This window comes from Candidatus Brachybacter algidus, from assembly GCF_016707225.1.
GTDB classification, from domain to species: domain Bacteria; phylum Bacteroidota; class Bacteroidia; order Chitinophagales; family Saprospiraceae; genus Parvibacillus; species Parvibacillus algidus.
Genome location: NZ_JADJID010000002.1, coordinates 87,669 through 100,028, shown reverse-complemented (window position 1 = coordinate 100,028; position 12,360 = coordinate 87,669). Strand labels below are relative to the sequence as shown.

Genomic DNA, 12,360 nt, shown 5'->3' with positions numbered 1-12,360 from the left:
AATTTGCATCATTTTTTATCATAATAATCTGCGTCATCTTCGTTCCCTTTTTCTCAAGTTATATTTTTGATTTTGGAAGCAAAGCATTATCGGTGAACTGACTTCTGACTTCTGACTTCTGACTTCTAATTTCAACCTTAAATTGATTAATAGCTTTAATTATAAAGTATTTTAATTAATCCTAATCTTCCTTTAATTACACCCACATCCTCCACTTGCCTTAGAAGCCCCTGCCGGAGTGCTTCCCTCCCTTATACTATAAACATAATTCTGAAAATTCCGACCGGCATCATTTCCAATCTCCATTTCGGGATCCTTTGTGTAGTTTATTTCTGCGGAGTTCATGGACGAACAAGATTGAAGTAAAAAGCCAAAAAATAGCAAGATTGAAACCTTACTCCTGCTCATATTGTAAATCTTTCGAAAAATAGATCTTATTTCTGTCATCAATTATTATTGCATGCGTTTGAGGTAATTGATCTATGAAGTCAATTCCGCCCTTTACCCCTTTTACATAAACTGCCGTTGCCAAAGCGTCAGAAAGTTCTGCCGAAGGAGAAAAAACTGAAACACTCTTTATTCCAGTGATGGGATATCCGCTATATGGATCAATATTGTGCGAATATCTAACCCCATTATATGTAAAATGTTGTTCGTAATCTCCTGATGTTGCAACAGAAGTGTTGGTGAGTGGGATCTTCAACAGGATTTTCGATGTGTCATCGGGATCTGAAATACCTATCAACCAAGAGCTGCCATCAGCTTTTCGTCCAAAGGCATTGAGGTCGCCACTGGCATTGATAAATCCGGAATGTACACCCTTTTTAAGCCACATTTTCTTTACCATGTCTGAGGCATAACCTTTACCTATAGCCGCAAAACTTATGCGCATACCTTCCTTTATGAACGAAACTGTTTGTGCTGGTATATTTAACTTGACTTTTTTAAATCCGACCCTCTCTTTAGTTTCTCTGATCAAAGCTGCTTCGGGCATAGTGAATGCTTCATTTTTGAATGAATAAATGCGCTTCAATGGACCAACGGTAATATCAAATGCTCCCCAAGTTAAAGAAGAAATATCGAGACTTCTGGAAATCAAGTCGAAACATTCCGTGCTAATTTTCACAGAGCTTTCAAAGGCATAACTATTTATCCGAGATGTATCAGAATCCGCTAGAAACTCCGAAAGCAGCATTTCTATTCTGTGTATTTCCTCAATTCCTTCTGACAACAATTGATTTGCAACTATTTCATTTTCATGCACGATGCCCAGGGAAAAGTGGGATCCCATGAGTTTTCTCTCTATTCGGAATTCCTGCATTTAACTTAAAGATATCAAGGAAGAAAAATTATTCCTGAATTGCATATAGATCGAAATGCTTCCAATTATTCATTTCCTCCTTTTTATTGATTGGAATTACTGTTGCATTTACGTCAAAGTCAGAAAAATAATACAATGAATAACCTTTATTCTTAAGTAAATTAAACTGCTCGTATCGTTGCTCTGGTGTAGTCTTCTTAAAACATTCAGTGATAACGACCGGCTTATATTTAATTAATAAATTACCAATTGATCGGATTATTTCCTTGTCATATCCCTCTGTGTCTATTTTAATTAATTTAATCTTCGAAATTAATTCAGGATAATTTTTTTCCAAAAATGTTTCAAGATGTATTCCTTGAATTTTTGCACTTAATGCAAATTTTCCATGGCGACTTTGTTTCTCTTTTGAAATACCACCATTGCAAAAGGAGGCCTCAGAAGAGTTATAGTAAAATTCCTCTTCTTGTTCAGAAATTGCAAAGTTGAAGGTCTTTATATTCGTAACTGATGGATTAAGCTTTGCATTTTGGTCTAATATTTCATAGACATAAGGATTTGGGTCAAAGGAAAATACTGTTCCCTCCTTGCCTGCAGCTAATGATAAGGGAATGGTCATATGGCCAATATTACCCCCGATATCTATTGCAAAATCACCGACATTGACGAATTTCTTAAAGAAATCAATATTCTTAAAGGAAATCTCTTTTCTTTCTACCAGCGGATTTTCCCAATTGGCAAATTTTATTTCTCCTGATCCTGGAATATTAAAAATGTCTATTGTTGTAGGGTATTTACTGGTGATCTTTTTTGCCTTTCTTCTTTTGAGTGATTCTCTGATAAATTCAAACATGTTTTTATTATTTATAGATCAAATATATTGATAAATTCTATTATTGACTTTTGCACCTATTTCAGTTTTTCATTTCTCTTATGTCTGTCTTTGTCTCGATTGGTTTTTTTCTCCATGTTTTTTTGAAGTGCCGCTTCCGTGTCTATTCCGAGTTGATTTGCCAAGCAGGTCATCACAAAAAATATATCAGACCATTCATCTGCAAGTTGGGTTGCATGATCTGATTCTCGCTCCGAACTTTTAAAAGACTGTTCTCCATACACTCTTGCGATCAATCGGCTGAACTCTCCAACTTCCTCCATTAATAATAAGGTGTTTGTTTTTTCGTCAAAATACCTTACTCCATGTTCTTTGATCCATATATCCACCTCATTCTGGTATTCTTTCAGTGTCATAAGTCTTTGTTTTGTGAGTCTATGATGATAGTTACGGGTCCGTCATTCAGCAACGAAACCTTCATATCCGCTCCAAATACACCTTTTTCTACAGGATTATCAATAGCCAATCTCAAGCTATCACAAAAATATTCATATAATGGAATGGCTATCTCCGGCCTTGCAGCTTTAATGTATGAGGGACGATTCCCTTTTTTTGTTTGGGCAAATAATGTAAATTGACTAATGACCAATGCAGCGCCCTTTATATCAATTATTGATAAATTCATCTTCCCTTCAGAATCAGAAAAAATGCGCAGCTGAGAAATTTTCTGTACAAGATATTCTACATCTTGTTTTTCATCACTTTCAGATACCCCCAGAAGAATTAGTAAGCCATGTTGAATACTGCCAATGGTTTGTAAGTCTACAACCACAGATGCTGAATTTACTCTCTGGATGACGGCTCTCAATTTCCCTTTTTTTGAGTTACTAACATATTTATAAAACGTGTTGTGTTACACCTTACAAATGTATCAATTACAAATGTATTTTATAATATATATTATTTATCAAAATGTCTATAACTTTTTTATTTATGTTGGAAAATAGAAATCGTCAAAAACATATATATTTTTATAAAATATGAAGTTATTAAACAGCTGAAAAATTCATTTTTTCAGCTTCAAGTAAACATCTAAATGAGCATAAAATTATTCACATTTATCATATTTAAATAATTCACTTATATGTTTATTAATTATGTTTAAGTATAATAATCAATTAGTTATTATATTAATAATTTGTTGGTAACTATCTTTAGATGTTAATTTCGTTAATACCAAGTTTTCAATATTTACTTACAAACATACCAACACTACTAATAACAATAGTTTTCTTTTTATAAATTTATATTCTTTTTAATTATTAATAGGGATGTGAGGAATTTTGTGAGTTTGAACTGCGGGAATGTTCTACTTTTGTAATATCAAAATCAAATTGGTCAGGTGGAATTAAACGTTGTCGAACTTCAAGAAAAAGCCCTCTATTCACATTCAAATATCGTCAAATACTGGTTGTGGCTAGGTGTGTTAATGATTGCAATTCAAGTAATGATCGGTGGTATCACCAGACTTACCGGTTCAGGCCTATCCATCACGAAGTGGGAGATAGCGGTTGGTACTTTTCCACCTATGGGGGATGTGGCTTGGAATGAAGCTTTTGAGCTTTACAAGGAAACACCCCAGTATCACAAGATCAATAAAGGTATGTCAGTGTCCGAGTTTAAATTTATTTATTTTTGGGAATACTTTCATAGGCTGTGGGCCAGAACACTGGGTTTTGTATTTATTATACCTTTCGGTTGGTTTCTGTACCGAAAGATGATAAAGAAGAAGTTACTTCGGGATCTGATCATAATTGTTATACTGGGAGGATTGGTAGGTGTATTTGGGTGGATCATGGTAGCAAGTGGTTTAATCAATCGTCCTTGGGTAAATGCTTATAAACTTACTCTACATTTGAATCTTGCATTTATTGTCTACGCTTATTTATTTTGGACAACTATTAAGGTTACATTTCCCGATCGAAAAGTAGTAAATGTTCCACGTGAAAAGAAATACATCAATTGGATAGGTGGCATACTGATCATTCAACTTATTCTTGGTGGTATCATGTCAGGTATGAAGGCAGGCCTTTGGTTTCCTACATGGCCTATGATGAATGGTGTCTATATTCCTGGTGATTTAATGGATGTCAATAATTGGACAATGACGAATATAAAGGAGTATGATGCTCATCTCTTTGCTCCTGCTTTATTTCAATTTTTACATAGGAATGTTGCTTATGTATTATTTATTTTGGGTGTATTATTGTTTATAAAATTGAGAAAAAGACTTGTTCACTTGAGGCTATTTAATAGCACTTTGAATATTTTTATTTTTAGTTTATTACTTCAAGTAACCCTTGGTATTTTGACTGTGATTAATTGTAAAGGAAGTTTACCTGTAGATCTTGGTGTGATGCATCAAATGGGTGCAATATGTTTAATAAGTGCCACTTTGTATTTATATTTTAGGTTTGTCAATATTCAGAAAGCAGGGTAAATACATTATAATTATTATTTAAAATTGCATTATTTTAGCCTTTCAATAAAATATTTTAAGTTGTTAATTTATTTTTTAATCTTTGTTACATGGAGCATCCTATATTAACATCAGATAAGTTTAAGTATATACAATCAAAGGAGGATGGTGAAGTGCTATTGCTGCTTCATGGACTGTTTGGAGGGTTGAGTAATTTTACTGATCTGTTTGAATACTTCAAGGATAGTCATAGAGTAATTATACCGATGCTGCCTATTTATGAATTGCCACTACTAAAGGTTTCTGTATCGGGTCTTGTAGATTATATCGATGATTTTGTTGATCATATGGGCATTGACAAGGTGCATGTATTAGGAAATTCTCTAGGTGGACATATTGCTATCCTTTATGCTTTAAAAAGACCTGAGAAAATTTCTTCTGTAACTTTGACCGGCAGCAGCGGTTTATTTGAGAGTGCCATGGGTTCTACTTATCCTCGTAGGGGTGATTACAACTTTATAAAGAAGAAAACAGAAAGTACTTTCTTTCGTCCCGAAGTAGCAACAAAAGAATTGATCGATGAGGTTTTCTCTATTGTTAATGACAGAAGTAAAGGGATAAGAATTGTGGCTACTGCTAAGTCAGCCGTAAGACATAATCTAGAGGGAGTATTACATGGAATTGTGGCTCCAACGTGTTTAATTTGGGGTAAAAATGATTCAATTACGCCTCCATTTGTTGCTGAGAAGTTTCACGAATTAATTAAGAATTCTCAGTTATTCTTCCTTGATGAATGTGGTCATAGTCCTATGATGGAGAAACCTGAAGAGTTTAATGCTATTTTAAAGAAGTTTCTTAGTGAAGCCTAATTTTATTTTTACTATGTAATTGTTTATAAAAGATAGCGATTCTATTAAGTCAAGATTTTTATTAGGGGCCTAAGCCAACTTAAAATTCAATTATTTACTTCCTTATTTATATAAGATTTTAAAGCTTCCAGATCTTTAGTCATACTTACTTTATCAATAGTTATATTTAAATAATTATTAATATGAGTATTGGTTGGTATGTTCAACTTAGGTAGTACACTATGCATCACTGATTCGAATTTATAAGGATGTGCAGTAGCAAGTACTATATAATGGGTGTCTGAATGATACATAGTTTCTAATAAATAATTTGCTATTCCTACAGCGGTGTGTGGATCTACTATATAATTGTATTTATTATAATAATTTTCAATAATGGTTTTGGTTGTTTGATCATCTATGGAATGGCTATTGAATTCTTGAACAATTTTGTTCCACGTGGAACGAAAGATGTAAAAAATTCTCTCGAGATTTGAAGGATTACCCACATCCATCGCATTACTTATAGTTCGCTTACTTTTATTTGTTTCATAAATTCCACTTTGTAGATAGTTTGGAAAAGCATCATTTGCATTAGTAGCTGCTATAAGTTTACCCATTGGTAATCCCATTTTCTTAGCATAAACTGCTCCTGTGATATTTCCAAAATTTCCACTTGGCACTATAAATGATACATTCTTATGACCTTGAGCAATAGCGTTCCTATATGCTTCAAAATAATAAATGATCTGCGGTATAATCCTCGAAAAGTTGACACTGTTTGAAGAAGTTAAATTAAAATCTTCTTTAAACTTATTATCCTCAAAACAAGCTTTTACCATTGCCTGACAGTCATCAAATGAACCATTTATCTCAATAGCCCTAATATTATCACCAAGCCCTGCGATCTGTTTTTCTTGAAAATCACTTACTCTTCCTTTAGGATAGAGGATAAATACATTGACATCTTTTACATTATGAAAAGCAGATGCTACAGCTCCCCCAGTATCACCTGAAGTCGCTGTGACAATAGTGGTTTTTATATCATTTTTCTTTTGCAAGAATCCTAATACATTTGCCATAAATCTTGCACCAAAATCTTTAAAGGCAGAAGTGGGCCCATGAAATAATTCTAAAACAGATAAGTCTTTTTGAACTTTTACTAGTGGTAAGTCGAAATTAAAGGCAGTTTCTATTATGATTTTTAAATCCTCATCAGGAATAATATCGGTTCCGATAAACGTTCTGGAGACATCAAAAGCAATTTCGTGGAAAGTCTTGTCCTGAATGTTTATGAAATATGCTTCATCAAATTTTATAATATTTTCAGGGACAAATAATCCACCATCATCTGGTATTCCTTTTCGAACAATCTCATCAAAATCATATTGGACATCGGATGATCTGGTACTAATATATTTCATAGTGTTATTATATTATTATGGCTCCTTCCTGATTAATGCGAGATATGAAAGGATTAGATTTTATATTATTTCTCTTGAATACTTCAGACATCGCTTCGCTAACTTCTTCAGCTATAATACTGTTTGAGCATAAAGCAAACATAGATGGACCTGCGCCACTAATACTACAACCTAATGCTCCGGCATTTAATGCTGCTTCTTTAACTTCATAAAAATGATCTATTAAGGATGCTCTTTGAGGTTCGATTATAACGTCATTTAGTGATCTTTTGATAAGTTCTATATCGGAAGTATAAAAACCGATGATTAATCCGCCAACATTTCCTGACTGATGTATGTGATCTTCTAAAGCAACATTTGGTTTAATGATATCCCTTGCATCCTTTGTCATGATCGTCATAGCAGGATGTACCATAGCCAGGTATAAACCAGGAATAGGTGGTAATTTATGAATATCCAGGCTTTCATTATCTCTAATGAATATAATGCCACCCATCAATGATGGAGCAACATTGTCAGCATGATAACTGCCATCTGCTGCCTGCTCACCAAGTACTGCAAAATGTAATAATTCTCTTTTAGTAAGCCGAAGATCTAACAAAGCATTAATACCCCATACCGCTGCAGCAGCGCTGGCTGCACTGGAACCTAGTCCGCTGCCTGAGGGCATTTTTTTGTAAATATCCATCTCAATTCCCTCACCTATTCTATCAACAGATTTAAGTAAAGCATAAGCAGCTAACCCGGCTGTATTCTTGTGAATATCTGTTGGTAACTTTCGGTCAGCACCAAATATCTTATTTATTTTAAGTCCCTTACCATCAGTTTTCCTGATTATTATTTCATCTCCCGGACGCTCCAATGCCAATCCAAGTATATCATATCCGCAGGCAAGATTTGCAACACTTGCCGGCGCGAACACTTTAATTCCTGTCGCCATATTAATCTTTTAACATTGAGATAATTGAAAGAATTTCAGCAAATACACCCGAAGCAGTCACTTCTGCTCCTGCTCCCGGTCCCTGAATAACCAGCGGTCTTTCTTTGTATCTTTCTGTCGTGAACACTATCATATTATCGCTACCATCAAGATGATAAAAGGGGTTTTCTTTAGTTACAGTTTGGAGGCTTAAAGTGGCTCCTTTCTCTGTAACTCTTCCGATAAATCTTAATTTGCCCTTCTCCTTTTTAGATTTCTGTATTAACTTATCAAAGTATGAATCGGAAGCTGATATAGCTTCCCAAAATTCCGGAATATCTTTAGCTTTTTGTACTTCTTTTGGAAGGAACATTTTTATTTTAAAATCTTCTTCTTTTAAATTAAACCCAGCTTCCCTACTCAATATGACCAGTTTTCTTTTTACATCAACACCATTAAGATCAATGCGTGGGTCTGGCTCGGTATATCCTTTTTTTGCTGCATTTTTCACCGTATCTGAAAAAGAAACTTTTCCCGAAAAAGTGTTGAAAATGTATGAAACGGATCCCGAAAAAACACCTTCTATAGAGAGGATTTTATCTCCACTTTCCTTGAGGTTTTTTAAGGTACTTAATACAGGTAGACCTGCTCCAACTGTAGTTTCATGATGAAAAAATACATTATTTTTATTTGCTTTTTCTTTTAGCGATGAATATTCCTTATAATTTCCGGAAATAGCAACTTTATTAGGAGTAGATATCGATATACTGTGTTCCAACAATTTGCTATAATGTGAAGGAATCTGTTCAGTCGCTGTACAATCTACAAAAACTGAATAGGGAAGATTGGCATTTATACATTTCTGAACGAAAGATCCTGCATCAGCTTCTTCCGTAGTTTTCTCCATTTGTTCTCCCCACGAATTAAGCTTAATTCCATCGAGATCAAAAATCATTTTTCTTGAATTGGTAAGACCGATCAGTTTAATCTCTACATTGTTTTTCTCTTTTAAAAAACGATACTGCTGATTTATCTGTGATAACAATGTTGATCCAATTAACCCTGTGCCTGCCAAGAATAAATTTACCTGAATGGTATTGGAAAGAAAGAATAATTCATGAAGTACCTTCAAACTTTTTACTTCATTATCTTTATGTACGACCGCTGAAATATTCAACTCAGAAGAACCTTGAGCTATAGCAAAGACATTAATACCATTTGATCCTAATGCTTTGAACATTTTCCCTGCGATCCCGGGAGTATTCCTCATATTTTCACCTACAATAGAAACAATGGAAAGATCGTTTTCCACCTTTGTCTTATCTACAAGGCCATTTTCTATCTCTTTTTCAAAAGCTTTCTCCTGAGCTAATGTCGCAACTTCTGACTGTTCAGCTGAAATAACATAACTTATAGAGTTTTCAGAAGAACCTTGAGAGATGAGGATGATGTTTATTTGTTGTTCAGAAAGTGCCATGAATAGTTTTGCAGCACTTCCAGGGACGCCAACCAGACCGCTACCTTGTAGTGTCAACATGCTCACCTTGGAGATCGAAGTTACCCCTTTAAGTATTTTTTCTGAAACGGTTTTTTGGCGCTGAATAGTTGTTCCTGCATTATCCGGAAAAAAGGAGTTTTTGATAATGATTGGAATATTTAGATTACGAGCCGGTATGATGGTTGGTGGATAAATTACCTTTGCTCCAAAGTGACTTATTTCAGAAGCTTCATCATAACTAAGATAAGGTATTGTGTATGCATCATTAACTTTGCGAGGGTCTGCTGAAAGTACGCCATTGACATCTGTCCAAATTTCTATAACAGAAGCATTAAGGGCTGCGCCGATTATTGCTGCAGTATAATCTGATCCTCCCCTTCCTAATACAGTTGTCGTGCCGTCAAATGCGGTGCTTATGAATCCTGTAACAATTGGAATGGCTGTGACAGTTTTGAAATAATCTTTGATAAGATGATTTGTTGAAAGAAAATCAACTGTTGCTTTATTATATTTTTTGTCAGTTTTTATAAATTGTCGGGCATCTGTATATACTGATGGTTTCCCGTTTAGATTAATGTAATAGGAGAGGGTGAATGCTGAAATTCTCTCACCAAAACTTAATAAATAATCTAAAGATCTTGGAGATATTTCCCTTAGCAAAAATATGCCCTTAACTAGTCCTTTCAATTCTTCCTGGAAAACTGATAATTCCTTTATAAATGCGTTTTGATCCACTTTCTTTGGAAATAGTACATTTGATATTTCTTGATTGCGTTTTACTATACCATCTATAATATCTAAATATTGAACATCGCCCAATGAAGCGATATTTCCAAGTTCAATTAATTTATCGGTAATTCCACCAAAAGCAGAAACAACAATTATAAGACCTTGTTTTCTACTTTTTGTCTCAATAATAATTTTAGCAACGTTTTTTATACGTTCGCCGGTGGCAAGGGAAGAGCCTCCAAACTTTAGAACTTTCATAGGAAATTAGCTGAAATTAGTTCAAATATGAGTAAAAATAAGTATATGAAAGACATTTTTTAATTTATGTAATATTAGATAATTTATATCTCACATTAACATATATTAAAAAAGTATGTTTCACGTGGAACATATTAAATGCATAAAGGAAATTAAAGAACAATAAATTCAGGTCTGTGCAGTAAAGACAATGTGCTTGTAAGGTCAAAAGTGGAACGCAAAGAGAAACCAATAGTTCCGGCTTCTCCGACAAGGCGCGGGTAAAAGAACATTTTGGCCTCCACAGCACTGGCGATCCAACGTCTGTTTCTAAGCCTTGCCCCCAAACCAAGTGCTGAATATATTTCGTCACTTTCATCTTTATCCCGATGCATATATAACCATTGGCTGGTAAAAAGTGGAGCGACGTTGAAGCCCCACACTTCTTCTTTTATGAAAAGTAAACTTTCGAATCTAAATGCCAACCTCTTATTACCTGTGGTAATTGTATTGCCATAATCCATCAGTCCCCATTGGCCTTCTCCCTGTATTAGCGGAGTATATCGTTGCTTGAAAAGATGACTGTATGCCAAAGAAAAGTAATTGCGCCAGTAATATTCCCCGAGGTCTTTTTTCCTGGGAATGAATAAGGCATATAATATAGCGGTGCCATCATAAAAAGCGTTGTTATTGTAGAATCCGCCAATAGAATATTTTAAATTTATAAAATTATCTTCACCCAGGTGCTCAGTAAGTTGGAATTCAGAACTTGTATAAAACCCCGGGTTGAGATTTCTGCCTGCATACGCTCCAGTCAACGAAATAAGTCGACCAGTTTCGATATCTTCCGGTCGACCCAGATCGAAAAGATGTGTAAAGCGATAAAAGCTCCTTCGAAACAAACTTGCCTGTAAAAGGAAACTCGTATTATCCACCACATTGAACACATAATCCTGGTCCACAAACTTTGGCTTTTGAGAAAAATATTTAGATGTTACCCGGGCTGTATATAGAATAGACCACTCTTTCTTAAGTAAGTTGAACAGATTTAGTTTATAATTATTTAGCCCAATCCAGGAATCAAGCAGCGTATACTTATATTTGTTTTTTTGAGAAAATAGCGTGTCATTGAAATAATCATAATTGGCAAAAACCCCAAGGACGACACCTCCCTGCCATCGAAATAAATTGGTCAGATATGGACGTTCCGCAGAAACAATAAAAGAGTTTTCAGATCTTCGTGATGAAGTTAGGCTCCTTCCAAAGGCGCTAAATGCGCCAGAAAAATTGATGTAATTGCCAAAAGGGCTATTAAAAGTGTATTTGAGAGAAGCCCTGACTTTATTGATTGACTCAGGATCCTTATGAATATTGATGCCAAAAGTGTTTGCTTGGCCAAGGAAATTAGCCTCCACCAGACCAACAGTAAATTTTTGTGGAGAAAAATAATTTAATTCGGGCTTTAATGAAAAAACATCCTTTGTTAGAATAAGTATTTCAACAGAATCATTGCTCATTGTCTCCTCACGGATTATAAAGATAGCATCGTCCATAAATCGATTCGAACGCAGCAAACGTTCGGCCTCCACCATTTTCTGTGATTTTATTTCTTCTCCTTCATGGATTAAGAGAAAATCGTAAATTCTTTTTCTTTTTGTGTCTGCATGAAGTGCCTCAGCCGCTTTTAATCCTGCACGTGCACTCCATTGAACATATTCTGGTTTGCTATTGGAAACACTAAATTTTGAAAGTTGGGTAGAAACCCGGATTCCGCGAATGATCTTTCCTTCAAATCTGGTAAAATAATCCTGACGGCTTTCTTTTTTACTTCCACTTTCAATAATACCACCTAAACTTTTTGAAGAATTAATGAGATTAATGGAATCAATACCAGAAGTGTCGACTGAAAAAGCTAAGGATTGTTGAAAATGGAAGATGCAGCAAAAAAAACAAATAAGGCAAAGCCTGGTAAGAAAACAGCTTTTCCTCCGATCTTTTAAGTATATGTTTCTCTTGTGTCTTACTAACATTGAATTTGATAAAACCGTTTTACAATGTTACATAAAACAGCGC

The 12,360-nt window shown here is 34.7% G+C and carries 11 protein-coding genes; 2 read left to right on the top strand and 9 right to left on the bottom strand.

Annotated features, from left to right (window positions below; translation table 11 throughout):
- Window positions 1-192 precede the first annotated feature (192 nt).
- From IPI15_RS06280 to dtd, 5 genes are read right to left on the bottom strand one after another with little or no spacing between them, the layout of a single operon-like run.
- Window positions 193-345 (bottom strand): DUF4266 domain-containing protein, encoded by a 153-nt coding sequence (locus IPI15_RS06280; RefSeq protein ID WP_287404625.1) that lies wholly within the window; start codon window positions 343-345, stop codon window positions 193-195.
- Window positions 346-394: 49 nt separating this feature from the next.
- Window positions 395-1,291 carry an FAD:protein FMN transferase gene (locus IPI15_RS06275; RefSeq protein WP_287404628.1) on the bottom strand — a complete coding sequence of 299 codons (897 nt, stop codon included), beginning with the start codon at window positions 1,289-1,291 and terminating at the stop codon, window positions 395-397.
- Between the two features lie 58 nt (window positions 1,292-1,349).
- Window positions 1,350-2,174, bottom strand: a complete 825-nt coding sequence (locus tag IPI15_RS06270; RefSeq protein WP_287404630.1) for an FkbM family methyltransferase — start codon at window positions 2,172-2,174, stop codon at window positions 1,350-1,352.
- 56 nt (window positions 2,175-2,230) lie between these two features.
- Window positions 2,231-2,569 (bottom strand): nucleotide pyrophosphohydrolase, encoded by a 339-nt coding sequence (locus tag IPI15_RS06265; RefSeq protein WP_287404632.1) that lies wholly within the window; start codon window positions 2,567-2,569, stop codon window positions 2,231-2,233.
- Complete coding sequence (gene dtd / locus IPI15_RS06260) at window positions 2,566-3,021, bottom strand: D-aminoacyl-tRNA deacylase (RefSeq protein ID WP_287404634.1); 456 nt, start codon at window positions 3,019-3,021, stop codon at window positions 2,566-2,568. The genes IPI15_RS06265 and dtd overlap by 4 nt, the downstream gene beginning before the upstream one ends.
- Before the next feature lie 534 nt (window positions 3,022-3,555).
- Here dtd and IPI15_RS06255 point away from each other — a divergent pair.
- Window positions 3,556-4,653: a COX15/CtaA family protein gene (locus tag IPI15_RS06255; RefSeq protein WP_287404635.1), complete on the top strand. Its 1,098-nt coding sequence runs from the start codon at window positions 3,556-3,558 to the stop codon at window positions 4,651-4,653.
- A gap of 89 nt (window positions 4,654-4,742) precedes the next feature.
- Entirely contained in the window at window positions 4,743-5,501 is a 759-nt protein-coding gene (locus IPI15_RS06250; protein ID WP_287404637.1) for an alpha/beta fold hydrolase, read from the top strand.
- An 86-nt stretch (window positions 5,502-5,587) separates the two neighbouring features.
- Here the strand turns inward: IPI15_RS06250 and thrC are convergent, their stop codons facing one another.
- From thrC to IPI15_RS06230, 4 genes are all read right to left on the bottom strand, one after another.
- Window positions 5,588-6,904: a threonine synthase gene (thrC, locus tag IPI15_RS06245; protein WP_287404639.1), complete on the bottom strand. Its 1,317-nt coding sequence runs from the start codon at window positions 6,902-6,904 to the stop codon at window positions 5,588-5,590.
- A gap of 7 nt (window positions 6,905-6,911) precedes the next feature.
- On the bottom strand, window positions 6,912-7,844 hold the full coding sequence (locus IPI15_RS06240) for a homoserine kinase (RefSeq protein WP_287404641.1): 933 nt from the start codon (window positions 7,842-7,844) through the stop codon (window positions 6,912-6,914).
- Between the two features lies 1 nt (window position 7,845).
- Window positions 7,846-10,308, bottom strand: coding sequence for a bifunctional aspartate kinase/homoserine dehydrogenase I (gene thrA / locus IPI15_RS06235; RefSeq protein ID WP_287404643.1), 2,463 nt, complete (start codon window positions 10,306-10,308; stop codon window positions 7,846-7,848).
- A 152-nt stretch (window positions 10,309-10,460) separates the two neighbouring features.
- On the bottom strand, window positions 10,461-12,317 hold the full coding sequence (locus IPI15_RS06230) for a hypothetical protein (RefSeq protein WP_287404645.1): 1,857 nt from the start codon (window positions 12,315-12,317) through the stop codon (window positions 10,461-10,463).
- Window positions 12,318-12,360 lie beyond the last annotated feature (43 nt).